Raw genomic sequence first — 23031 nt, 5'->3', positions numbered from 1 at the left:
CTGGATGTGATGGGAGATACAGTTTTCTGGGCCTTGGTTATGCGTATAACCAAGGCTCCTTAATTCTCCCGACAGACAGGCGCTGCATGCCCCGCCCCCGCTTCCGGACCGGCCCCACGATGCACGACGTCGCCGCCGCAGCCGGAGTGTCCCAAGCGACGGTCTCGTTGGTCCTCAACGACGCCGGGGGAGCCAGATTCTCGGAGGAAACGCGACGGCGGGTTCATGAGGCCGCACAACATCTCGGCTACCGGACCAATGCCCACGCCAAGGTGCTCCGCGATGGCGTGGCTGGAATGATCGGCTTCGTGGGGGACCACGTGGCCACCGCGCCTTTTGCCGGCAAGATCATCGAGGGCGCGCAAGCGCGCGCCTGGGAGGCCGGCATGCTGTTGCTCACGGTCAACACTGGCGGAGACCCCGAGCTTGAAGCGGCCTCCTTGGAAGCCATGCTCTCCCACAAGGTTGCAGGAGTGGTCTATGCATCCATGTATCACCGGGTGGTGGACGTCCCGGCAGTCCTCGGTGAGGTACCCGCTGTCGTACTTAATGCCCAAGACCGGAAGCGCGCCTTCCCCAGCATCGCGCCGTCGGAAGAGCTCGGCGGCTATGCCGCGACCAAGAGGCTGACCGACGCCGGCCATCGCCGGATAGGCTTCATCAACATTGGCGCCGTCGACGACGCCCTGCCGGCTGTCGTGGGCCGACTTGCCGGTTACAGGAAGGCGCTCGCGGAGGCCGGTATTCCGGCCGACGACGACCTCCACCGGCCCGGCGACGGTCAGGAGGAGGGTGGATACCGCAAGACGCTCGAACTCATGTCCCTGGTCCATCCGCCCACAGCAATCTTCTGTGGCAATGACCGCAGCGCGTGGGGCGCCTATCAGGCGCTCGGATCCTTGGGGCTCTCTGTCCCCGGAGACGTGTCCGTGGTTGGCTTTGACAACCAGGAATCGCTCGCGCCGTGTCTCCGGCCGGGCCTGACCACCCTTGAACTTCCCTTCCTTGACATGGGTAGGCGTGCCGTGGAGCTGATCCTCGCCGGTTCGCCGTCCCCGGGCCACACTGAATTATTCGAATGCCCCCTCATCGAACGGCATTCAGTGGCCCAGCCATCGCACCTCCCCAACCGACGAACAGGAACCGCATGACCGCCACCCCCAACCTCGCGCCTGAACCCCTCGACGTCGTCGTGGTCGGTGAGGCGCTCATCGACATCGTGCAGTCACCCGATGGACAGACGGAATACCCCGGTGGTTCACCGGCCAACGTGGCCTACGGTCTGGGTCGCCTGGACGTCAAAGCCGGCCTGCTCACAGCGATCGGCCGCGACGCCCGAGGCGACGCCATCGCCGCGCATCTTCAGAGCGCAGGTGTGGTGCTGCTGCCCGGTTCGCAGTCATTGCCGAAGACGGCGACAGCGACTGCCGAGATCGCTGCCGACGGTTCCGCGGAATACACGTTCGAGATTGACTGGGACCTGCCGCCGGTCGCGCTGCCGTACGCCCCCAAAATCCTGCACACAGGCTCCATTGCCGCTTTCCTGGAACCGGGCGCCGGCGTTGTTCGCAGCCTGCTGGAACAGGCCCAGGGCGGCTGCATGATCACTTATGACCCCAACATCCGCACCGACCTCCTGGGCAGCCACCATGAAGCTCTCTCACTCTTCGAAGGACTGGTGCCGCTGACGAACGTCGTGAAAATGAGCGACGACGACGCCCGCTGGCTCTACCCGGGCAAGGCCCTCGAGGACACCGCGAGCCACCTCATTGCCCTCGGCGCGAGCCTGGCTGTAGTGACCCAGGGCGCCAAGGGTTCGCTCATGGCCACCCGGCTTATGCAGCTCAACGTGCCGGCCATCCCGTCCAATGTCGCGGACACCATCGGTGCCGGCGACTCCTACATGTCGGCACTGATCATGGGGCTCCTTCTGCGCGGGAGCGACGGCCTGGCGCCCACTGTGCTCGAACGCATTGGCACCACGGCATCCATGGCGGCGTCCATCACCGTCGGCAGGCCCGGCGCCAACCCGCCGACGCACCGCGAGCTTCTGGCCGGAATGGCCCGCTAGGTATCAGTGGCTAGCCCTTCTCGGCGGCGTGCGTTCCTGCTGTGGACGCGCGCCGCCCTTCTTTTGCCTTCTGCCGGTTGTGCTTTGGCGTGCGCCGCGTCAGCCCGACGCCCACCAAGCACACCACGCCGCCGATCAATCCCCAGATGGTGGGAACCTCCTGAAGGACTGCCCAGGAGATCAGGATGGTGGTGCCCGGGACCAGATAGGTCGTGGCGGCGAGCTTCCCGGCCGAGATCAGGGACAGTGCGTACGCCCACGTCGTGAAAGCGATGGCAGTGGGGAAGATCCCCAGATACACAAGCCCCAGTGTCGCAGGCAGCGGTGCGGCCTGGACCTCGGAGATCAGCTGGCCGGTCCACGGCAAGCAACAGATGGTGCCCACCATGATCCCGAACCAGGTTGCCTGGCCTGCCGTGAACTTCCGGAGCACGGGCTTTTGCAGGATCGCGCTCACCGAGGCGAGCACGGCGGCAAGCAAGCACAGCAGCACTCCGGCGACATCCGCCGTCGAGCGTTGTCCGGAACCCAAGGCGATCATCGCCACTCCGCAGAACGCCACACCGCTACCGATCAACAGCCACCGGGGGAAGCCTTCCTTGAGGACGATGCCGGCGAGAATGGCAATCAGAATTGGCGAGACATTGATCAACATGGCGCTGGTGCCGGCGTCGAGCATGTGCTCCGCGGCGTTCAGGGCAACGTTGTAGCCGCCGAACCACATCACGCCGTAGGCCACGATCGGCAACCATTCCCGGCCCTTTGGCCAGACCTTCAGTGTCGGCAGCACTACGATTCCCAGCACGACGGCGGCAACCGCCAACCGTCCAAGGGTCAAGGAACCGGGGGAGAAGCTTGGGCCGACGGCGCGGATGCCCACAAAGGCCGAGGCCCAAAGGACCACGGTGACGATGACGGCGGCGATGCCCAGTTTGCTCATGGGTGCTCCAGGCGCGGGAGTGTTGCGCGGCGGCGTGCCCGGGGAAGGCTGGCCGGGTTCGGCCGGGGTAGTGGTTGTCATAGAGCCAATCTAGCCGTGGATGGCTGGGACGGGCTGGCGGTTTTCGGACGCGTCACAGCAAGAAACTGCCAATGTTTGACCCTCGCATTGACCAGGCCGCCGAGGGGTGAGATCTCGGCACATAAACCCTCTGAAAACGGCGAGACCTCACTCCTCGGCAGGCCGCGCAGACCTCGATTTGGGAATATCGCCATCTATGCTCTAAAGTTTTAGAGTCCAGTTCGGACGAGCGAGGAGCGGAAAGAACGCATAAAGCGTTGTTTCTTCTTGCAAAATCCGAATTGAGTTCAGGCCCCCATCGTCTAGCGGCCTAGGACACCGCCCTTTCACGGCGGCGGCACGGGTTCGAATCCCGTTGGGGGTACGCAAGGCAAGTGGTAAATCGGATGAAAAAAGTCTGGTAAGCTAGAAGCCTTGAAAAAAACGCGGTAGAGATACTGCAACGCAAGGCCCTGTAGCGCAGTTGGTTAGCGCGCCGCCCTGTCACGGCGGAGGTCGCGGGTTCAAGTCCCGTCAGGGTCGCTCTGAGAACCGAAGGAATTCGGTTCTCAAGGTGACATGTCACCTAGGCTCTGTAGCTCAGTTGGTAGAGCGTTCGACTGAAAATCGAAAGGTCACCGGATCGACGCCGGTCGGAGCCACCACTGGGAAGCATCAGTTCTTCGGAACTGGTGCTTTTCTTCTTTTAACGGGTTTCTAACTGCTTCAGCTCAACGGGACGGCGCAGTTGCTGTGAAACGTACGATTGCCACTTCGTTCATGTCCAAGAGCCTGCGTTCGCCCAGCTGCTCTTCCACGATCCAGAACAGGCCCAAGCGAGGCATGGTCTCCGTGACCGTCCCCCTGTGGCGCCGATTGCCCGACACCCAGCCCTCGATGACGTCTCCCCGCTTCAGATCTCCGCAGCGGAGGACCAAGGACTCTTTGACGTTTTCCATGCTCAATTTGCACCTTTCTGCGGCACGCGGCTTTTCGGTCCGAATAGGGGTTCCGGTTGGGTGAAGGTGGCCGGCCAATGTGTCCCGACCCGGCCGGCCACCGCCTGCCAGTGACTTAGGTTGGCAGGCACGCACCATGGGGCAGGAGTGGTGCCCATGGATGCGCTGCGTGACAGGTTGCCTTGGGCTGCTCCCCAACAGGGCTGCCTGTCACGTAAAGATAGTGACCCTTTGGGTGCCAACGTGACGCGAAATTTGGACCATTAACCCTGCAATTGAGGATCATCCGGGGCCTGGTTCGACGTCGGCACCCGGGCCGGGTGCCGACGCTCGCCAGTTGCTTCGTCCTTGCTTGGCCTCGGTGGCGCGCCTACGCCTTGAGCTTCGGCTTCACATCCTTGGTATAGATGCCTTCCAAGGCTCCCTTGAGGTCGGTCAAGGTTGCCTTGACGTCCGCTTTTTCGTTCATGATCTTGGTGGCGGCTTTTGCGAGTTCCTGATCCCCGCCGGGAAGGAAAGTGCGGGCGAAGTCCTGGGTTCGGGTGACTTTGAGCTGATCCACCACCGTGGCGAATTCAGGAGTCTGGGCGACGATTGCGGAGATGTCCGCGTCTTTGGCCACCGGCATGTACCCCGTAGCCGCGGACAGGGTGGCCGTGCTTTGCGCGTTGGTGACAAAGGTGATGAATTTGGCGGCCGCCAGCTGCCGCTCCGGCGTCGTCTTGCTGGCGATTACCAGCCCGGAACCGCCCGTGGGGCACACTGGCGAGGCTGAGACGGATCCTCCGGGAAGGAACCCGACGCCGATCCTCATGTTTGCTTCCTTCGCCGCCTTCAGGGTGGCGGTGAGATCGGCCGACGAGCTGATGGTGGCGCTGACGGCACCGGCCTGTAAATCCGTAATGGCATTCTTGGACGACACCCCCGCCCACGCGTTCTTCACAATGGAGTCCTGGACCCATTGCATCGCGGCAACCGACGCTTCGGAGTTGGCGGTGATGTCCCACTCCTTTGACCAGCCTCCGCCTTGGCCCCACAGCACGTTCTGGAGTGTCCAACCGGCATAGCCAGCGATGGCAGGATACTGGTACGCGTTTTGGTAGCCGGGAGCCGAGGCATTTGCCGATTTGATCCTGGGCGCCCATTCAGCGAACTCTGACCAGGTGGCGGGCGCCTGTTCGGGAACGCCGGCGGCTTTGAAATGGTCCTTGTTGAAATAGAACAGCGGCGTTGAGCGGGCGTAGGGAACTGCCCACTGCTTGTTGTCGTGCTTGTAGTCGCTGATCAGGCCGGCTGCGTAGTCCGAGGTGCTGACCTTGACCGCTTTGAGGAGTTCGTCAATGGAGAGGATCGCACCGGACACGGCATAGCGGAACCACCAAACGTCGGAGGCAACTACGACGTCCGGGACCTCGCTGCCGGCCTGGGCCGTCTGGAATTTCTGCGCCACTTCCTCGTAGTTGGAACCACCGGTGATGAGGTTGACCGTGATGTCCGGGTTGGCTGCATGGAACGCCTCGATCAGCTTCAGCTCCGTTTCCCGGGATTTTCCGGGGTGGCTGGACATGAAACTGATGCTCGACGCGGGCTTTACGGTGGACCAATCGCTCGCAGCAAGCTCCTTGGCGGCAGTCCCGCTGCCGTCAGTGGATGGTCCTGCGCAGGCTGCGAGGGCTGCGGCGCCAACGCTTGCGCCGGCCAGAGAGAGGAATTGCTTCCTGGAAAGTGGTGTGGACATTGGGGAGGTGCCTTCCTGTTGGTTGGTGGCGCGCTGCGCGGACCCGGGAGTTTGGTTGTTCAACCTGTCACCGAGCCCTGCGTGAGCCCGGAGACGATGTACCGCTGCAAGGCAGCGAAGATGAGCAGAATGGGGACGAGGACAATCACGGCGCCGGCCATGAGCATTCCCCAGTTCTGTGTTCCGCCGTCGCTGTTGACCAGTTGGGTCAGTCCCACCGGGAGCGTCATCATGTCGGGGCGATCGGTGACGATCAGCGGCCAGATGTACTCGTTCCATTCCGAAACGATGGTTACCAAGGCCACTGTTGCGATGCTGGGCACGGAAACGGGAACCACGATCTTCCACAGCTTGCGCCAGTGGCCTGCCCCGTCAATCTCAGCTGACTCCAAGATGGCCTGCGGCAGGGTGAGGAAGTGCTGGCGCAGCAGGAAGGTCCCGAAAGCCGTTCCCAGGCCGGGGAGGATAATCCCCCAATACGTGTTCAGGCCTCCCATGCCGGCAATCAGTACGTAGTTCGGGAGCACGGACACCTGGGGCGGGACCATGAGCGCTACCAGGATCAGCAGGAAGATCACTTTCTTGAACGGAAAGCGGACAAAGACCAATGCGTAAGCCGTGAAGATGGCCAGGATGCATTTGATCGTGGAACCGATCACGGTGACGATGACGCTGTTCAGGAAGAACCTTGCGAACGGAACTGTGGATGCCGCGTCCGCGTAGTTCTGGAAGCTCGGGTTCTTGGGAAGCAACGTCAGGTTGGTTGTGACAATCTCCCCGGGCGCTTTGAGGGACGAGAGCATCATCCATAGCAGCGGAACAAAGACGACGAGTGTTGCCAGGATGAGGGGGAGGTAGCCTCCGGCGATCGTCCGGCCCAGGTTCTGCCGGGAGAAAGGGCGATCGCGGTGTGGCACAGTTTCAGCGGTAGCGCTGCTCATGAGTAGTGAACCTTTCGTTCCACGAATCGCAGCTGGACGGCAGTCATGATGAGCAGTGCGATGAACAGCACAACCGAAATCGCTGCGGAGTATCCCGCCCGGTTATAGGAACCGAACGCTTGAAGGTAGGAGTCAAAAATCAAGGTGCTGGTTCCGTTGCCGGACGGGGTCATGATGCGGATGATGTCGAAGGCCTGCAGGGAGCTGAGCAAAGTGGTGATCAGCAAGAAGAATGTTGTGGGGGACAAGAGCGGAACCACAATCGACCTGAACCGCCGCACGCTGCCGGCTCCGTCCAGCGCGGCCGCCTCCATGAGCTGGGGAGGAATGGACTGCAGCCCTGCCAGGTAGACAACGGCGCAGTAGCCGAGGTTTTTCCAGACGTAAACGATGATGACCATCGTCAAGGCCAGGTTTGGATCGTTGACCCACTGGGGGCTGGCTTGCCCGATTCCCCGGAGAAGCCAGCTAAGAACGCCGTAGGTCGGGTCGAAAATAAAGAGCCAGACCAGACCGACGCCAACCCCGGACAGGACGTAAGGGGCAAAGACCACCGCTCGGGCAAACGTTCGGCCCTTGAGTCTCTGGTTCAGGGCCAGGGCAACCACGAGGCCCAAAGCCATAGCGCCACCGACCGTTGTGACGGTAAAGACGGCGGTTACTCCCAGGACGTTGGACGCATCAGGGGAGCTGAAGAACTCCACATAGTTCCCCAATCCCACGGCGGTAGCACTGGCGGCCCCCAACGTCCAATCCAAGGTCGAATAGTAGATATTCGTGAGGAGCGGACGGTAGGTAAACAACAGGATGAGTAGAACGTTTGGTGCCGCGAAAGCGATAAAGACCAGCGCGTCCCTTCGGGCGCGCCGGTTCCACCGCCGGTTTCTGGCGGGGCTTGCCGGTCCATCCTGGTCCGGGGGGTCAAACCCTTCTTTTGCACTGCCCGGAGATTTGGGCGCGACCTTACTTAAAACTTTTGCGTCGACAGCACTCACCGCAGACCTCTGACTTCATCGTCACTGCTGTCCGGGCGCAGCTGAATCTTTTGTAGGTTCGTTCAGGTTTTTGGGCGTATGACCTGACAATCTAACCTCATGTCATTCGACAACCTACACGGTAGTCAGCCAAGTGCACAAGGGCCGTTTTCGGTGGGCCCCATACGCAGATTTCCATGGAATCCGGCCTCTGGGGGGCCTTCTCAATATCATGTAAGAACGTCCTGACAAGCGGGTTTTCCAAATTTTGCACAAACGTGCAAAGTTGTTGACCATATGTTTCCTGACTCTCAAGAATTGAGCCACCGGCGTATGGCCGGTACTTGAAGCTGCACTGAAACGTTCCTGGAACATCCCCTGCCCACCGGATTTCCCGAACAGACTCCGCATGGCAGTTGAGGGAAAGCGACGAAAGTTGAACAGGAGCATGACGTGATCTTCAGCGCAGAAACGCAATGGTGGCAGATGTGCCTCGCCCTGGCGGTGGCATTGCTACTGTCCACGGCCATAGGTTTCGAACGGCAGAGCAAGAACAAATCCGCCGGCATGCGCACGCATGCCATGGTCGGCCTCGGCGCTGCCCTGTTTATGGTTGTCAGCAAGTACGGTTTCAGCGATGTGCTGATGGTGGACCTGGTGCGCCTGGACCCCTCCCGGTTGGCGGCCCAAGTAGTTTCCGGTATCGGCTTCATCGGAGCCGGGCTGGTGTTCGTGCGGCGCAATCAAGTCCGTGGCCTCACCACGGCAGCGTCCATTTGGGTAACTGCAGCGGTTGGTACCTCCGCTGGAGCGGGGCTGGTGCTGCCTGCCGTCTTTGTCACTTTTGCGCACTTCATCATCGTCTACGTCTATCCGGTGTTGAGTGGAAAGCTTCGTTTCGGTTTGCCCGACCAATGGCTGCTCAGGGTGACCTACTTGGACGGTGTAGGGGCGTTGAGGGATATTCTGCGCACGTGTACCGAGCAAGGATTCAGGATCCAAGGGTTTGCCAACGCACAAGGTTCGGCAGACGCGAAGGGAATCATGAATCGGCTGATGCAAGGCTCTTCGGACTCCGCTGTCGTCGCGGATTTCATCGAAATTGAGTTGGAAATCGTAGGTACCGCGCCCGGCTCGGATATTGTCGGCAGGCTTTCCCAGCTCGGCTCCGTCACCGAAGTTTCCGTCGTTGACGAGGCCGAATAGCCCCCTGGAGGTGGAATTCACGGCGACTTCCGCATCCAATCCATCACCAATTCATGACCACTAAGGAAGAACCGATGATCGAGATTCAAGGCCACCGCGGAGTGTTGGCTACACGGCATGGAAACACTCTGGCGAGCTTTGTGGAAGCCCTTAGGCTTGGGGTGGATGCCATCGAGGTCGATATTTGGCTCACGGCAGATGGGCAGCTGGTTCTGCGCCACGATGCCATCATTCGGGATGAGGACATCCGCCGGCGGACTCTACGTGAAGCGGCCGTTGAGAAGCATCCTGCAACGATCACCGACGTAGACGTAGAAACCCGCTCGCCCACGCTGGCGGAAACACTTGCCCTCCTGCGATTCGCCAATGCCACCGGCGTCGTCCTGGATATCGAAATCAAGACCGAAAGCACACCGTGGGATGAGTACGGCCAAGCAATCGTGTCGGCGCTCTCAAAGGTCCTGAAAGCCCACCAGCACGAACAGGCCTTGCGCGTCCGCAGCTTCGATCCGCAAATCGTTCGAGCCTTGTCTGCCATGCTGCCGGATGTACCCGCGATTGCCCTCAGCCGAGCCAATCCCGGCCAGTCACTGGGGCTGTACCCTTCTGAGCCGGAAGCCTTGGTGCATGCTGCCCTGTCCACCGGGGCCGCCGCCGTGGCGCCGGAGTTCAGTATCCTCAACCGCGAACTGGTGACGGCGGCGCAGGCGGCCGGGCTGAAAGTTTATCCATGGACCCTCGTTTCCGAGGAGCAAATAAGCTCAGCGGTTCAACTCGGGGTTGACGGAATTTGCGTCAATGACGTTGCTCTGGCGCAGCGAGCGTTGAGAGCCCATGCGGTGAAGCTTCCAACGGCCCGACCCATATCGCTGCCTCTCTTGGATTCCGTAGCCGTCTTTTGAACCGGTGTTCCCTCATCAGCCCGGGATCAGCGTGGCGAGCCCCCTGTATCCATCAGCGGTGTGTGCCGGGGCAGCCCCAGGAGTTGGGGTTTTGTTGGCAGGTGTCGGCGACGAGGGCTTTTTCTGTTGTCCAGACTCGGATGGTTTTGGGTGGGGTGGTGAGGTCCAGGGTTCCGTTGATGGGTAGGGGTGGGCCGTTGTTGACGGAGTAGGTGCCGGTGAAGGTGGTGGTGAGGGTGGCTTGGTAGTTGCCGGTTTGGGTGTAGTTGTGGCTGGTGCGGGTGTTGGTGGTGAGCCATTGGGTTTGGGGGATGGAGTACCCGGCGGCTGGTGTTGGTCCGAGGGTGGTGCTGTCTCCGAAGGTGTAGGTGTAGTTGGTGGGGGTGGCGGTGAGGTGGACTGCTTGGCCGAGGATGGTGATCTGGAAGGTTTGTTCGGTGGTGGTGGTGTAGAAGTTGGTGGGTCCGCCTTTGAGGGTGTGGGGGAAGGGTTGGGCTTGGAGGGTTCCTGGGTTGATGGGTTGTTGGCGGAAGTCGTTGAGGATCCGGGCGGCGATGGCGGGTAGGACGTTCTGGGGTTGGGGCGCATAGAGGCAGGTAGGCCCGCTGACCGGGATCCAGTTGGTCCAGCCGGGGTTGGTGATGAATTTTGGTGCTTGTTTCCAGATGACCGGGGTGCCGGCTTGGCCGCTTGCCGTGGTGGCTGGGCATTGGAGTGACAGGCAGCCTGGATCCACGGTGTCGGGCCCGTCCGCACGGCAGTGGGTGTCGGCCATGTACTGGTTCGGGTCCTCGTTCTCGGGAGGTGTCCCGGGCTGTGGTTCCGATTTGCCCGTTTCCGGGTTGAAGACGAATGTGCCGCGGACACGAATAGAGGTTTCACCTCGACCAACACTGATTGGCCCGCCATCTTCACTTGAGGCGTGTGCCGACATTGCCACGCCCCATTGAGTCGCCACGATCAGAATGAGGACAGCAACACGAAATGTCTTCACGCCTAGCCAACGATCATTCCGTTGTCAGTAACCTGCCATGATCCATCTGCGAATTTGGCAAAGACTGCCTCGGCTATGTTGGATGCCGCTGTGGGTGCCTTGCCCACGGTCCCATCGGCATTGTGATAGCTGGTCTCACTCTGTATGACTTGGACCTTGGCTTCTTGGATGCCTGTTCCGTCTACCCATAGAACATCGATTACTGGGGTCGAGATTTGTCCGCCGACCATCCATCGTCCCTGGGCATAGTTGCGTTCCAGAGCTTCCTTGTAGGCGGCGGCCACAACGTTGGAAGTATCGGTGATCTCAATCCAAGGATCCAGATCACCGCTTTCCGTTGCGTACGAGAAAGTTGCGTACCAATACCCAATAAACGCCTCCAGCCCCGCCTTCGAGTTCTCCTTGGCCAACACGGGCATCACCGGCACCGGCACGTTCTGGGCCTTGCCCTTCGCGTCGGCCGGTTTGTACGCGGCTGGTGCGCTGGCCGAAGCAACAGGTGACGAAGAGCTCGCGGTGGGTGACGCCGTCGTCGGGCTTGTTTCGGAAGGCGTGGTGCCCGGAGAAGCGCCGCCCTGACAACTGCTCAGAAGCAAAGCTGCGGCTACAAAAATGCCGACATATCGGGCGCGGGCGGACGGAAAAAGGGCAAACGAAGGGCGTGGCATGACAGGCTCCCCAGCGGCTGTTTTGGCGATGTGTCGGCCAGTCTAGGTTGGCGCGTGGACCACAACCCAGTCAGCGGAAGAGCGTTGTGGATAACTTTCCTCTGTTCACCGTTGGCATGCCGGGCGTATTCTTGCCTCGCCGGTTCGTCATCGCACGCATCCTACGGGGGACATCATGGTCACGATCACACGCCCAAGCACGTCCAGGCCCAGCGGCCTCCTATCAGCAGCGCTCCTGGTCCTAACCTTGACCCTCAGCGCCTGTTCCTTTCCGCTGCCGGTAGCGACGCCTATCGCGTCGTCGTCGGAGGCGCCGGCAGCCCAAACGCCCAGCAGCAACCCATCTGCCGACATCAGCGCAAGTCCCGAACCGACGTCGGGATCTTCCTCGGGAACCGGCGGTGTCTATGGCGAGTTCACCTCGTTGTCGGAAGCGTGTATTTCCGTGAGTGCCACCATGCTGAGCGTGACCATCCTGCCTTTGGCCGCACTGGTGGGCGGTAAATCCGAGGACATTGAGAAAGCCAAACAGGAACTGTCCCAAATGCAGGGGAAAGTTCCCGAAGAACTGAAGCCCAGCTTTGAGAAGTTGCGGGCCTTTACGGAAGCGGCAGGAACGGACTTCAGCAAGTACGGAGAACCGGAGTTTGAAGAATTGATGAAGCCCATTCAGGACTGGATGGATAAGAACTGCAAGTAGGCGGCGCCGCGCGCACTCCCTCGTCTCCCAAAGCGTCAGAGCTAGACGCTAGGGTGGTACTCAAGAGAAGGGGAGTGCTCCATGGAAGACCAGAACGTGCGGCTTGATCCCGTGCCTGGGGACGAGATCCTCGGTACCGGGCGCACCATCATCTCCGAGGCGGCCGTGGCCAAAGTAGCGGGCATCGCTGCCCGTTCAGTGCCAGGCGTCTACTCCTTGGGCTCAGGTCCTTCGCGTGCACTCGGCGCGATTCGCGATGCCGTGGGCAGCTCGGATCACGCAGCCGGTGTCCGCGCCGAGGTCGGCGAGACCCAAGTAGCGGTAGACATCAACCTCGTGGCCCTCTACGGCCATCCCCTCCATGGTGTTGCCAACCAGGTCCGTGCCGCGGTGTACCAGGCGGTGGAGGAACTTGTGGGGTTGCAGGTCATTGAGGTGAACATCGAAATCAACGATGTCTACGTGGCACCACCGGCCAAGCCTGTTGGTGCCAAGACCGTCCTGGCCGAAAGGGAGCCGCTCCAGTGAGTATGACCGTGGTGGGTATCGCTATTGGCGCCTTCGTGGCGTTCATGTCCTTCTCTTTCGGGCTGTGGGGCTTCCTGATTTCCCTGCTGTTCATGGGAATCGGTGCTTTGCTGGGCCGCGCGGCTGAGGGCAAGCTGGACCTCCGGAGCGTGCTGGACGCCATTACGGGCCGGCGCTCCTCGTCATGAGCGTGGCTGAGGCTGTGGAATCCACCACCAGCCTGGCCGGCCATAACCGGATCAGTACCCAGGCTTTGACATCCTTGGCCAAGGCCGCGGCCGCCGAGGCCCTCGGAGTTGCGCCCAGCGACATCCGCGCCGATTGGTCGGACGACGACGGCCTGCTGGCTTTGTCGATCGTCGCACCCATCAGCATCCCCGCGTTGAGCGAAGTGCTGCGCAATCCACAGCGCGTCCAAGGCTTCGGCGGCTCCATTTGGGACCGCGCAGTGACGGCAAAGGCTGTTGTCCTCGAAACCGTCACCCGCCTCAGCGGCTCGCAGCTCAGCAGGGTGGATATCAGGATCAGCGGGGCCCAGGTGACGGAGGGAGGACGCGTTCAGTGACACAGGATCAACAAACAGAGCCTTTGGCCGGGGGCCACGAAACAGGAGCCAGCCCGATTGCCGGGGAGGACCCGGCCATGAGCCGCATCTTGCGCCGTGAGACGCATTCCTCCCGTGCCGGCGCGGCTGTGATCGCCGCTGTCCTGGTGATAGTTCTCTGCGTGTACGTCTTGTTGGAATCCGGTGTGCGTGCTTTGGGACAGCCGCCATGGCTTATCGATCCCGGGACTGCGGCGGAGCGGATCATCGCCCTTCCGGAGGGGATTTCGCCGCTCTTGCTCGGTGCTGGCGGTGCTGTCGTTGCGATGGTGGGACTCTTCTTCCTTCTTCAGGCTGTCCTTCCGGGCAGGCGTGCCAGGCATTTGCTGCGGGACCCGCGGATCGCCGTCGTGGTTGACGACGAAGTCCTCGCCTCGGCGCTGGCTCGTCGCGCACGTACTGCCGCGGGCGTGAGCCAAGAGCAGGTCATGGTGGTGGTCTCACGGCAAGTGGTCGTGGTGAACGTCCGGCCGACGTCCGGCAGCAGGGTCAGTCAAGAGGCGGTGCTCACGGCTGTGCAGTCTGAACTGGAAGAAATGTCGTTGCTTCCCATGCCCGCCGTCCGCGTTAACCTGGCGTCGTCGGGGGTGGTCGGAGCGTGAACGGAACACCGCGCGCACTCAACCGGGTGCTGCTGTTCATCATCGGCGCCAAGCTCCTGGCAGTGGGACTGCTCCTGGTGCTTCTAGCCACCGTGCCTGCTGTGGCCACGTGGTGGCACGGCTGGTCCGCTGCCGTGTGGGCCGCGATTGAGGACACTTTCCGGCAGACGCGTTTCCCGGGTCGTGAGGAAAGCTGGCTCTGGATCGTAGCGGGTTTGATCGTAGTAGCCATCATCATTGCGATGGTGGCCTGGCTTTCACAGCAAGGCAAAGGCCGGGCAAACCTGTTGGTGGCCAGCGACGACGACAGCGACATCGACGGCGACGTCAGGATCGGCGGTGGCGTCGCGGAGCAGGCACTGAGGGCAGCACTGGCTGAGCGACAGGATCTGGCCGGGGCCTCCGTGGCCACGTACGAGTTCAAGGGTCAACCAGGGCTGAGGGTGCGCATCCAACCCAGGCAGGGTGTGGCGCCGCACCTCCTCGCAGCGGAAGTGTCACGACTGGTTGAGGCATTGGATCTGGTGATCGGCAAGAAGACGCCCGTGCTCGTGCACATAGTGTCGGGTACGCGCGCCAAATTCACCAAGGCCGAAAGAGTTCGTTGACCGCGCGGCGCCTCCGGGCGTCAATTTTTCCAATTGTTGCGGGCAAAGCGTTTTGCGTTGCCAAACGCTGGCTCTGGCAATAGCTTGAAAGCAAAGGGGGATACCCTCCCTTGGCACGCATCGATTGCTTCGCGATGATCAGTACTTCCGGAGCAGCCGACGTCCAACCGTCACAGAGGAGAGCAGCATGAGTGAAGAAACCACGGGCGCCGAAGCGGTAAATGGCGCGGCAGAAAACGCCAAGGATGCAGCAGGCGAGGCCCTCGAAAACGCGAAGGAATTCGCCGGAGACGCAGTGGAAAACGTCAAGGAATTTGCTGGCGATGCTGCGGAAAACGTCAAAGAGTTTGCTGGTGACGCTGCAGAAAACGTCAAGGAATTCTTTTCCGGGGACGTAGCGGAAAATGCTAAGGAATTGGCAGGCGACGTCGCGGAGAAGTCCAAGGAATTCGCCGGAGAAGCCGCCGAAAACGTCAAGGGCCTCGGCGCCAAGATCGCCGGATTCTTCAAGGGCGACAAGTAAACCCTGCCTCATTTCGCACACGGATGGCAGCTCGCAGCAGTCGCGGACAACCGCGCGGATGTGGGCTGCCATTCCGCTGTCCTCAACCAGTAGCCTGAATCCCATACACGAAGGACAGGAGGCAGCCGGTGGCTGGAACAACGGTGCTTGACACGACCCTGACGGGGCTGATGGCCGAGCTGGCCGCCCTTGAGGAACCCCGGGCCCGCGAAGTCAACGAGAAACACGGCGACGACCATGGGGTGAACCTCGGCAAGCTTCGCGCTGTCGCAAAGAGGCTGAAGACCCAGCACGACCTCTCGCAGGAACTGTGGGACACGGGCGACTCTGCTGCGCGGTTGCTGTCACTCCTGATTTGCCGCCCCAAGGCCTTCGGGCGGGATGAACTCGATGCCATGCTGCGGGAAGCCCGCACACCCAAGGTTCAGGACTGGTTGGTGAACTACGTGGTGAAGAAGAGCCCGCACTCCGAATCATTGCGTGGGGAGTGGTTTGCCGATTCCGATCCCGTGGTGGCGAGTGCAGGCTGGGCGCTGACGTCCGAACGGGTGGTCAAGAAGCCCGAGGGCCTGGAATTGGCCGCGTTGCTGGACATCATTGAGTCCGACATGAAGGATGCGCCCGAGCGGCTGCAGTGGGCGATGAACCACTGCCTTGCGCAGATCGGGATCGAACACCCCGAGTACCGCGAGCGGGCGCTGGACATTGGTGAGCGACTGGAGGTCCTCAAGGACTATCCGACGCCGCCAAACTGCACGTCTCCGTTTGCGCCCGATTGGATCAACGAGATGGTGCGGCGCCGGGACAACCCGTAGGGAGCGGTCAGTTCCTGTTGCGGTGCATCATCCGGTAGGTAATCTCTGCGAGAAGTTCCTCATCCGAGAGGTGGGATGCCCTGGCGATGGGCGCTGCCGGAACAGCCACTCGCGGGGACCCTTGGCGTGAATCATCGCCCGTGCGCATGTCGTCCGGGGTGATCATGTCCGGGGCGAAGTTGGACTTCCCTTTGAGGACTTCCGAGACGGATCCGGCCCGCCAACCAAGGGCGTGCTCAAGCTTGCGTTGGTTGATTTCCTGGGTCCGGCGTGTTCCGGACTCCAGCGTCCGCACGGTCTTGATGGCGGTTCCCGCCTGCTTGGCCAACTGCACCTGGCTCAGACCTTGCGCCAGGCGCTCTTCTTTGATCAGACGGCCAATGGTTTGCAGTGCTTCAAGTTCATCCACGCTTCCCACTGTTCCATAGGCAACACTGGGTAAACAAATCGCGCGCCTTCTTCGACTCAAACGTGACCCGCCCGAAAATCCGGCATTCGAGGCTGAGTGCGAGTCGGAAATGTCAATGCTCAGGCTGCTTGGTATCGTTGTGGTCACTTTGCGTGTAAGCGCTTGCATTTTTAGTGCGACCATGGCTAGTGTGAGCCTCACCACATCAACCGCATCGCGGAAATACCTGGTCCACTCACTGAGGAGTTCCCAGCATGAAATCCAAGAAGTTCCTGCTTCCGGCAGCGATCGCCGGAGTCCTGGCTATGTCCCTGACCGCCTGCGGCGGCGGCGGAGGAGGCGGCGGCACCAGCTCAGGCGGTGCCAGCGGCGACGCAGCCAACAACCTCGACGGCCGCGGGCCGATCACGTATGTCCAGGGCAAAGACAACAGCAACGTTGTCCGCCCGCTCATCGAAAAGTGGAACGCTGCACACCCCGATGAGAAGGTGACCTTCAAGGAGCAGTCCGACCAGGCCGACCAACAGCACGATGACCTCGTTCAGAACTTCCAGGCCAAGAACACCAACTACGACGTCATGAGCGTCGACCTCATCTGGGTAGCGGAATTCGCCGCCAAGGGATGGCTTCAGCCGCTCAAGGACAAGACCGCAATTTCCACGGACGGCATGCTCGAGTCCACCGTGAAGAGCGCCACCTACAACAACACGTTGTACGCGGCCCCGCAGAGCTCCGACGGCGGCATCCTGTACTACCGTGGCGACCTCGTCCCCACCCCGCCCAAGACCTGGGACGAGATGATGGGCATGTGCGACATCGCCAAGCAGAACAACATCGGATGCTACGCAGGCCAGTTCCAGAAGTATGAGGGCCTGACGGTCAACGCGGCCGAGGCCATCAACTCGGCCGGTGGCAAGATCGTTGACGATTCCGGCAAGGCAGCCGTCAACTCCGACGAAGCCAAGGCGGGCCTGAACAACCTGGTCGCAGCATACAAGGACGGCAACATCCCCACGGAGGCCATCACCTTCCAGGAAGAGCAGGGACGCCAGGCGTTCGAATCCGGCAAGCTCCTGTTCCTCCGCAACTGGCCGTACGTCTACAACCTGGCCAAGACGGACGGTTCGTCCACTGTGAAGGACACGTTCAAGATGGCTCCGCTTCCCGGTAAGGACGGCCCCGGCGCCTCCTCCCTGGGCGGGCACAACATCGCCATGAGCGTCTACTCCAAGAACAAGGCAACGGTCACGGACTTCATCAAGTACATCGCCAGTGAAGAGACCCAGCGGTTCTACGCAACCCAGGGTTCCTTGGCCCCCGTGCTGACCAAGCTGTATGACGATCAGGAACTCGTAGCCAAGCTGCCGTACCTGCCTGTCCTGAAGACATCCATCGAGAACGCGGTTCCGCGTCCCGTGACGCCGTTCTACCCCGCAGTCACCAAGGCTGTTCAGGACAACGCATACGCAGCACTCAAGGGAGAAAAGACCGTAGACACGGCAATCTCCGACATGCAGAAGGCAATTGAGTCGGCCGGAGCAAAGTAACCACCCGGGCCGCAGTCCGGCCGCCCGTTCCTGACGGACGGGCGGCCGGACTGACGGCGACGGCCTTCTCCCTGACAGGAGTCTTGACATGTCAACAGAACTACAAAAACCGCAGACGACGGCGGCTGCCGACCATAAGCTGCCGGGTCGCGAAAGCGCCGACAGGAAACAAGCCACGCAGGGTCGCTGGGCGTACACGCTCCTCGCACCGTCGCTGATCCTGCTGGCGATCGTGATCATCTATCCGGTGATCAACGCGATCGTCATGTCCTTCCAAAAGGATTCCGGCCTTGACCCGGCCACGGGCTTCTTCTCCGAAGGCGGCCCGGCAGGCTTCGACAACTACATTCACTGGCTTTTGCAGCAATGCTCGGCGCCTGGCGGCGGCACAGTAGCTTGTCCTCCAGGTACCCTGGGAGCCCAGTTCTGGGACTCCATGGGAACGACCTTCTTCTTCACCATTGTCACGGTGGCCTTTGAGACCGTCCTTGGCTTCTGGATGGCAATCATCATGGCGCGTGCTTTCCGGGGCCGGAGCCTCATCCGCGCAGCCGTCCTGGTGCCATGGGCCATCCCCACGGCCGTTACCGCCAAGCTCTGGTTCTTCATCTTCGCGTTCGAAGGCATCGCCAACAAGCTCTTCGGCACACAGATCCTGTGGACGGGTTCCGAGTGGCCTGCCAAATGGGCCATCATCATTGCCGACGTCTGGAAGACAACGCCGTTCATGGCGTTGCTGATCCTTGCCGGCCTGCAGCTGATTCCGGATGAGGTCTATGAAGCTGCCAAGGTGGACGGCGCTTCCACCTGGCAGCGCTTCCGCCTGATCACGCTCCCGCTGGTGAAGCCGGCCCTCATGGTCGCCATCCTGTTCCGCGTGCTGGATGCCCTGCGCATGTACGACCTCCCGGCCATCATGACCCAGGGAGCCAACGGCACCACCACGCTCTCTATTTTGGTGGTGCAGCAGATCCGGCAAGGATTCAATACCGCAGCGGCGCTATCGACCATTACCTTCATAGTGATCTTCCTCGTGGCCTTCATCTTTGTCCGCTTCCTCGGGGCCAACGCGGTAGATGCCGCCACTACGTCCGGAAAGGCCAAGTGAGATGACCACCGCCACAGCTTCAAGGACTTCCACCACCCCCACCGACCGGCCCAGGCGCCCGTTCAACTGGGGATCGTTCCGCACGTACGTCAGTGCGGTCATCATCCTTATCTGGTGCCTTGCACCGTTCTATTGGATGGTTGTCACAGCGTTCCGGGACGTCGGATACACGTTCGACACCACCCCATTCTTCACCCACGTAACCTGGGACAACTTCACCACGGTGTTCGACGAGAGCCTGGGCAACCACTTCGGTAAGAACCTGTTGAACAGCCTCATCGTGGGCGCCGTGACAACCGTTGTTGCGCTGGTTGTGGGCGTGTTCGCGGCCTACGCATTGGCACGCCTGAACTTCCGGTTCAAGTTCGTAGTCCTCGGCTTCATCCTGGGAGCTTCCATGTTCCCCGGTGTTGCCTTGGTTACCCCGCTTTTCCAGTTGTTCACGAACATCGGCTGGTTCGGTACCTACCAAGCACTGATCATTCCGAACATTTCCTTCGTGCTTCCACTGACCGTGTACACGCTGACATCGTTCTTCCGCGAAATGCCGTGGGAACTCGAGGAAGCGGCACGCATCGATGGCTGCACCCAGGGCCAGGCATTCCGCAAGGTGATTCTCCCGCTGGCAGCTCCTGCCACTTTCACCACGGCTATCCTCGCGTTCATCGCATCGTGGAACGAGTTCCTGATCGCCAGCCAGCTGTCCAATGACGCGACCAAGACGGTCACCGTGGCCATCGCGTACTTCGCCGGTTCACAACCGCACCAGGAGCCGTACACGGCAGTCATGGCAGCGGGAACAGTAGTCACTATTCCCTTGGTGATCCTGGTTCTCGTGTTCCAGCGGAAGATTGTTGCCGGCCTGACAGCGGGTGCTGTCAAGTGATCAGTTCGGCGGACAAACGGCGGCAGGCTCCCGCCCGGAAAGCGGATCCGGACACCAAGCGTGTCCGGTCCGCCGAGGACTTCGACATCATCATCGGATTCCTGGGTTTCTGGGCGCTGGTCCTCCTGGTCACAACGATCGTCATGGAAGTCACCGGCCAGTCCGCCTTGGGCTGGGCGCTGGGTCTGCTGGCCGTCGTCCTCGCCCTGTGGGGAATTCTGCGCTTGCGCAAGAAGCTTCCCAGCAGGACCACCAGGCGCCTTAGCTGAGAAGTGCCTCAGCCAGGGAACGGCGAAACAACCTGCGCGAAATCGGCGAAGGGCATGCAGGCGGAATAGGCTGGAACGTGCCGTCTGGGAAGGAGCCCTCGGCTTTCGGCATGCACCAATGAGGGGGCTTAAGTGGCAAAAACGAACGAACGGTCCCAGCGGGGCGGCCACGCGGGCGTCAGTATCGAGGACGTCGCCGCCGCCGCCGGAGTTTCCACAGCAACCGTCTCCAGAGCGGTCAGGGGATTGCCCCGGGTTTCTCCGGCCACCCGGGAGAAGATTCTTGAAGTAGCAAGTTCCTTGGGGTACGTGGCGTCGTCGTCAGCTTCAGGGCTGGCGACGGGCCGCACCCGGACCATCGGAGTCCTTGCCCCGTTCGTCAGCCGGTGGTTCTTCTCCAAGGCCATCGAAGGCGCGGACAGGGAGCTGCACTCACGCAAGTACAACCTGTCACTGTTCAATCTGGGCGGCCACGGGAGCAACCGTGAGCGGCTCTTCAGCTCCACCATGGTCTATAAGCAAATTGATGCCCTTTTGGTGCTGTGCATGTCCCTGAGCGAGGACGAACTCGAACACCTCCACAAGATCGATATCCCCCTGGTAGTGGTGGGCGGCCACGTCGAGGATTGCGCGTACATCGGCATCAACGACTACGACGCCGCGTCAACCGCCGTGCGGCATCTCCTGGATTTGGGCCATACGGACATAGCGCTGCTCCATGGCGACGACGAAACGGACCTCAACTTCGACGTTCCCCGCGTCCGGATCCGCGCCTTCCAAGAGGTGATGGCAGACGCCGGGCTGGAAGTCCGCCCCGAATGGGACCAGTGGGGAGACTTCACGGTTGCCAGCGGGCAACAGGCCTTCAACCGGCTCTGGAGCATGCCCGGTCTCAAACCAACGGCGATCTTCTGCTCCTCCGACGAAATGGCCATGGGCGTGATCTTCGAAGCCGGACGTCACGGCATCAGGGTTCCGCAGGACCTGTCCGTCATTGGCATCGACGATCACGATTTCTCGTCGTCGTTGGGCCTGACCACCGTGGGGCAACGGCCTGACAACCAGGCTGAGCTGGGAACCAAGATGCTGCTGGACGAGCTGGACGGCATCTCCGGGGCAGTTCACTCGCAAGTTGCGCCCCACGAGCTGATAGTGCGAGAAACCACGGCCCCGCCGTCCCGCTAAGCAATTGTTAGCGCTCAGCTGGCCCGGGCCAGTTGACGGATGGGGATCCAGCGGGAGGCAAGCCTCCGGTAGGCGGCGGCAGCTCCGGTCATGTCGCCCTCGGCGAGGCACTCGATGCCGAGCCTGACGTCCATAGGTGATTCGTCCGGGTACACCTTGTCCGCCACCGCGCCGTAGTCCAGTTCCACCATCGACTGCACATGGAACAATTCCAGCCACTCGGTGAGCTGCGTCAAGTCATCGAGCATGTCCAGATCGGGCGCAGCCAGTGCCAGGTGGGCAACGGCGAAACGCGCCCGGTCCAAAGCCTCCGTCAGTGGCGTCCATACCCGGACAGTGAGGATGCGCCCCTCGGATTCCACCACGTCCTTCCGGTCTGACTCTGCAAACAGCGAGAACCAACTGAACGGGATGCCCCACGTGGACGCGCGGGTATGCACGCGCTTGGCGTCTTCTCCGGCGTTGATGCGGTCTATGCGGACTTGGTGCTTGTCCCGTTGCGAGACCGGGATCAGGAGGTCGGCAAGGGGGCTGTGCACACCATCCATGAGCGCGTTCGCCGCCAACCCGGCCCGAATCACCAGCTGGCTGGGGCAGTAAAGCAGCCGTCCGGCGTCGTGATCTTCTTTGTCCTGGGCGGCATGCCCCGGCGCGGCGTGCCGGCCGCTCGGGACGCGGGTCATGCGCACCAGATCCGTGCGTCCCGTGGGGAAGGGGTCGCCGCCGGATCGGGTAATGCGGCCCAGGGAGGCTTGCAGCTCGGCATTTTCGAGGGCGGCCCGGGAACCGATCTTGCCGCTCTCGGCCACGAGTTGGCGCTGCTGCTCGGCCGGGAACGCTTCGAGTGGCTCGTAAATGCGCAGCGACGAAGAGAACGGCAGTCCGGCCTGGCCCCGGTACAGGTTTCCAGTCATGTCCAGCCGGCCCCTTTCGTCGGTGAGTGGTTGTTAGTTTGCCAGCTCCACGATCACGGGAGCATGGTCCGAAGCACCCTTGCCCTTGCGTTCCTCGCGGTCGATCGAAGCGCCGGTAACGCGTTCAGCCAGCGCGGGGGATGCCAGACAGAAATCGATGCGCATGCCTTCCTTCTTGGGGAAGCGCAACTGCGTGTAATCCCAGTACGTGTAGACACCCGGCCCCGGAGTGTAGGGCCGGACGACGTCCGTGAAACCGGCAGATTCGAACGCGTGGAAAGCGGCGCGCTCCGGTTCGCTGACATGGGTGAAGGCGTTGTCGCGGAACAAGTCGATGTCCCAGACGTCGTCGTCGAACGGAGCGATGTTCCAGTCGCCCATGAGCGCGATCTGGGCTTTCGGATCGGACTGGAGCCATTCCGCGGCGTGGCCCTGCAGGACGTCCAGCCATTTGATCTTGTAAGGCATGTGTTCATCGTCCAGCGAGCGGCCGTTCGGCACGTAAAGGCTCCAGATGCGGACGCCGCCGCAGGTGGCAGCAATGGCGCGGGCTTCCTGGGCAGGGTCCTTGCCGGCCTTGCCGAACATCGGCTGGTCCACGAAGGTGCGCTCCACATCTTCCAAGCCCACGCGCGAAGCGATGGCAACGCCGTTCCACTGGCTCAACCCGAAGTGGGCAACCTCGTAACCCATGCGCTCAAAGAGCTCCCACGGGAAGTTTTCGTCCTTGCACTTGGTTTCCTGGATAGCCAGGACGTCGCAGTCGCTGCGCTCCAACCAGGCTTCGACGCGGTCGGCACGGGCACGGAGGGAGTTCACATTCCAAGTAGCAATCTTCACAGCCACTAACTTACCGAACTTGGCGCTGAGCGCATCCCCC

At 61.5% G+C, this 23031-nt stretch carries 28 protein-coding genes and 3 tRNA genes; 21 read left to right on the top strand and 10 right to left on the bottom strand.

Annotation, left to right across the window (positions count from 1 at the left end):
* Positions 1-86 precede the first annotated feature (86 nt).
* Together ACFRJ9_RS13425 and ACFRJ9_RS13420 are read left to right on the top strand one after the other, a co-directional pair.
* Positions 87-1151, top strand: coding sequence for a LacI family DNA-binding transcriptional regulator (locus tag ACFRJ9_RS13425; protein WP_377668648.1), 1065 nt, complete (start codon positions 87-89; stop codon positions 1149-1151).
* The gene (locus tag ACFRJ9_RS13420) at positions 1148-2071 is read left to right on the top strand and encodes a carbohydrate kinase (protein ID WP_377668646.1); all 924 of its coding nucleotides are present in this window, start codon (positions 1148-1150) and stop codon (positions 2069-2071) included. Before ACFRJ9_RS13425 ends, ACFRJ9_RS13420 begins: the two co-directional genes overlap by 4 nt.
* A gap of 10 nt (positions 2072-2081) precedes the next feature.
* On the opposite strand, the gene ACFRJ9_RS13415 is transcribed toward ACFRJ9_RS13420, so the two are convergent.
* Positions 2082-3092, bottom strand: coding sequence for a DMT family transporter (locus ACFRJ9_RS13415; RefSeq protein ID WP_377668644.1), 1011 nt, complete (start codon positions 3090-3092; stop codon positions 2082-2084).
* A 291-nt stretch (positions 3093-3383) separates the two neighbouring features.
* Here ACFRJ9_RS13415 and ACFRJ9_RS13410 point away from each other — a divergent pair.
* The 3 genes from ACFRJ9_RS13410 (at position 3384) to ACFRJ9_RS13400 (ending at position 3736) form a co-directional block, all read left to right on the top strand.
* Positions 3384-3456 (top strand) — tRNA-Glu (locus ACFRJ9_RS13410).
* An 84-nt stretch (positions 3457-3540) separates the two neighbouring features.
* Positions 3541-3614: transfer RNA gene (locus tag ACFRJ9_RS13405), tRNA-Asp, on the top strand.
* Positions 3615-3660: 46 nt separating this feature from the next.
* Positions 3661-3736 (top strand) — tRNA-Phe (locus tag ACFRJ9_RS13400).
* Positions 3737-3802: 66 nt separating this feature from the next.
* Here ACFRJ9_RS13400 and ACFRJ9_RS13395 read toward each other — a convergent pair.
* The 4 genes from ACFRJ9_RS13395 to ACFRJ9_RS13380 all read right to left on the bottom strand — a co-directional run bounded on the left by ACFRJ9_RS13395 (position 3803) and on the right by ACFRJ9_RS13380 (position 7557).
* On the bottom strand, positions 3803-4030 hold the full coding sequence (locus ACFRJ9_RS13395) for a hypothetical protein (protein WP_377668642.1): 228 nt from the start codon (positions 4028-4030) through the stop codon (positions 3803-3805).
* Between the two features lie 370 nt (positions 4031-4400).
* Complete coding sequence (locus tag ACFRJ9_RS13390; protein WP_377668639.1) at positions 4401-5768, bottom strand: ABC transporter substrate-binding protein; 1368 nt, start codon at positions 5766-5768, stop codon at positions 4401-4403.
* Between the two features lie 59 nt (positions 5769-5827).
* Positions 5828-6709, bottom strand: coding sequence for a carbohydrate ABC transporter permease (locus ACFRJ9_RS13385; RefSeq protein ID WP_377668636.1), 882 nt, complete (start codon positions 6707-6709; stop codon positions 5828-5830).
* Entirely contained in the window at positions 6706-7557 is an 852-nt protein-coding gene (locus ACFRJ9_RS13380) for a carbohydrate ABC transporter permease (protein WP_377668888.1), read from the bottom strand. Before ACFRJ9_RS13380 ends, ACFRJ9_RS13385 begins: the two co-directional genes overlap by 4 nt.
* Positions 7558-8136: 579 nt before the next feature.
* Between ACFRJ9_RS13380 and ACFRJ9_RS13375 the strand changes: the two genes are divergently transcribed.
* Both ACFRJ9_RS13375 and ACFRJ9_RS13370 read left to right on the top strand, forming a co-directional pair.
* Positions 8137-8889 (top strand): MgtC/SapB family protein, encoded by a 753-nt coding sequence (locus ACFRJ9_RS13375; protein WP_377668634.1) that lies wholly within the window; start codon positions 8137-8139, stop codon positions 8887-8889.
* 74 nt (positions 8890-8963) lie between these two features.
* Positions 8964-9791, top strand: coding sequence for a glycerophosphodiester phosphodiesterase (locus tag ACFRJ9_RS13370; protein WP_377668631.1), 828 nt, complete (start codon positions 8964-8966; stop codon positions 9789-9791).
* Between the two features lie 52 nt (positions 9792-9843).
* Here ACFRJ9_RS13370 and ACFRJ9_RS13365 read toward each other — a convergent pair whose 3' ends face one another.
* Both ACFRJ9_RS13365 and ACFRJ9_RS13360 read right to left on the bottom strand, forming a co-directional pair.
* On the bottom strand, positions 9844-10785 hold the full coding sequence (locus ACFRJ9_RS13365; protein ID WP_377668628.1) for a hypothetical protein: 942 nt from the start codon (positions 10783-10785) through the stop codon (positions 9844-9846).
* Positions 10786-10787: 2 nt separating this feature from the next.
* Entirely contained in the window at positions 10788-11198 is a 411-nt protein-coding gene (locus ACFRJ9_RS13360; protein WP_377668626.1) for a DUF6318 family protein, read from the bottom strand.
* Between ACFRJ9_RS13360 and ACFRJ9_RS13355 the strand changes: the two genes are divergently transcribed.
* From ACFRJ9_RS13355 to ACFRJ9_RS13315, 9 genes are all read left to right on the top strand, one after another.
* Positions 11188-11364 carry a hypothetical protein gene (locus tag ACFRJ9_RS13355; RefSeq protein ID WP_377668623.1) on the top strand — a complete coding sequence of 59 codons (177 nt, stop codon included), beginning with the start codon at positions 11188-11190 and terminating at the stop codon, positions 11362-11364. The genes ACFRJ9_RS13360 and ACFRJ9_RS13355 overlap by 11 nt on opposite strands.
* 264 nt (positions 11365-11628) lie before the next feature.
* A complete protein-coding gene (locus ACFRJ9_RS13350) occupies positions 11629-12153 on the top strand; it encodes a hypothetical protein (RefSeq protein ID WP_377668621.1) in 525 nt (174 codons plus the stop codon).
* Positions 12154-12234: 81 nt separating this feature from the next.
* Complete coding sequence (locus ACFRJ9_RS13345; RefSeq protein WP_377668618.1) at positions 12235-12681, top strand: Asp23/Gls24 family envelope stress response protein; 447 nt, start codon at positions 12235-12237, stop codon at positions 12679-12681.
* On the top strand, positions 12678-12869 hold the full coding sequence (locus ACFRJ9_RS13340) for a DUF2273 domain-containing protein (protein WP_018779541.1): 192 nt from the start codon (positions 12678-12680) through the stop codon (positions 12867-12869). Before ACFRJ9_RS13345 ends, ACFRJ9_RS13340 begins: the two co-directional genes overlap by 4 nt.
* Entirely contained in the window at positions 12866-13246 is a 381-nt protein-coding gene (locus ACFRJ9_RS13335) for a hypothetical protein (protein WP_377668614.1), read from the top strand. The genes ACFRJ9_RS13340 and ACFRJ9_RS13335 overlap by 4 nt, the downstream gene beginning before the upstream one ends.
* Entirely contained in the window at positions 13243-13887 is a 645-nt protein-coding gene (locus tag ACFRJ9_RS13330; RefSeq protein ID WP_377668612.1) for a DUF6286 domain-containing protein, read from the top strand. Before ACFRJ9_RS13335 ends, ACFRJ9_RS13330 begins: the two co-directional genes overlap by 4 nt.
* Positions 13884-14495 carry a hypothetical protein gene (locus tag ACFRJ9_RS13325; protein WP_377668609.1) on the top strand — a complete coding sequence of 204 codons (612 nt, stop codon included), beginning with the start codon at positions 13884-13886 and terminating at the stop codon, positions 14493-14495. Before ACFRJ9_RS13330 ends, ACFRJ9_RS13325 begins: the two co-directional genes overlap by 4 nt.
* 187 nt (positions 14496-14682) lie before the next feature.
* Complete coding sequence (locus ACFRJ9_RS13320; protein WP_377668606.1) at positions 14683-15018, top strand: hypothetical protein; 336 nt, start codon at positions 14683-14685, stop codon at positions 15016-15018.
* A 170-nt stretch (positions 15019-15188) separates the two neighbouring features.
* Entirely contained in the window at positions 15189-15833 is a 645-nt protein-coding gene (locus ACFRJ9_RS13315; RefSeq protein WP_377668886.1) for a DNA alkylation repair protein, read from the top strand.
* A gap of 7 nt (positions 15834-15840) precedes the next feature.
* Here ACFRJ9_RS13315 and ACFRJ9_RS13310 read toward each other — a convergent pair whose 3' ends face one another.
* Entirely contained in the window at positions 15841-16242 is a 402-nt protein-coding gene (locus tag ACFRJ9_RS13310; RefSeq protein WP_377668604.1) for a multiprotein-bridging factor 1 family protein, read from the bottom strand.
* A gap of 254 nt (positions 16243-16496) precedes the next feature.
* On the opposite strand from ACFRJ9_RS13310, the gene ACFRJ9_RS13305 reads away from it, so the two are divergent.
* The 5 genes from ACFRJ9_RS13305 to ACFRJ9_RS13285 all read left to right on the top strand — a co-directional run bounded on the left by ACFRJ9_RS13305 (position 16497) and on the right by ACFRJ9_RS13285 (position 21237).
* Positions 16497-17789: an ABC transporter substrate-binding protein gene (locus ACFRJ9_RS13305; protein ID WP_377668601.1), complete on the top strand. Its 1293-nt coding sequence runs from the start codon at positions 16497-16499 to the stop codon at positions 17787-17789.
* An 88-nt stretch (positions 17790-17877) separates the two neighbouring features.
* Positions 17878-18897, top strand: a complete 1020-nt coding sequence (locus ACFRJ9_RS13300; protein WP_377668599.1) for a carbohydrate ABC transporter permease — start codon at positions 17878-17880, stop codon at positions 18895-18897.
* A 1-nt stretch (position 18898) separates the two neighbouring features.
* Positions 18899-19783 (top strand): carbohydrate ABC transporter permease, encoded by an 885-nt coding sequence (locus tag ACFRJ9_RS13295; protein WP_377668596.1) that lies wholly within the window; start codon positions 18899-18901, stop codon positions 19781-19783.
* Positions 19780-20052 (top strand): hypothetical protein, encoded by a 273-nt coding sequence (locus ACFRJ9_RS13290; RefSeq protein WP_377668594.1) that lies wholly within the window; start codon positions 19780-19782, stop codon positions 20050-20052. The genes ACFRJ9_RS13295 and ACFRJ9_RS13290 overlap by 4 nt, the downstream gene beginning before the upstream one ends.
* Positions 20053-20184: 132 nt before the next feature.
* Positions 20185-21237: a LacI family DNA-binding transcriptional regulator gene (locus tag ACFRJ9_RS13285; protein WP_377668592.1), complete on the top strand. Its 1053-nt coding sequence runs from the start codon at positions 20185-20187 to the stop codon at positions 21235-21237.
* A 14-nt stretch (positions 21238-21251) separates the two neighbouring features.
* Here the strand turns inward: ACFRJ9_RS13285 and ACFRJ9_RS13280 are convergent, their stop codons facing one another.
* The gene (locus tag ACFRJ9_RS13280) at positions 21252-22151 is read right to left on the bottom strand and encodes a hypothetical protein (RefSeq protein ID WP_377668589.1); all 900 of its coding nucleotides are present in this window, start codon (positions 22149-22151) and stop codon (positions 21252-21254) included.
* A gap of 33 nt (positions 22152-22184) precedes the next feature.
* The gene (locus ACFRJ9_RS13275) at positions 22185-22991 is read right to left on the bottom strand and encodes an exodeoxyribonuclease III (RefSeq protein ID WP_377668587.1); all 807 of its coding nucleotides are present in this window, start codon (positions 22989-22991) and stop codon (positions 22185-22187) included.
* Between the last annotated feature and the right edge of the window lie 40 nt (positions 22992-23031).

The sequence above is a fragment of the Paenarthrobacter sp. NPDC056912 genome (genome assembly GCF_042786555.1).
Classification (GTDB): domain Bacteria; phylum Actinomycetota; class Actinomycetes; order Actinomycetales; family Micrococcaceae; genus Arthrobacter.
The sequence above is the reverse complement of the archived record's forward strand: the minus strand, read 5'-3'. Positions and strand labels throughout refer to the sequence as shown.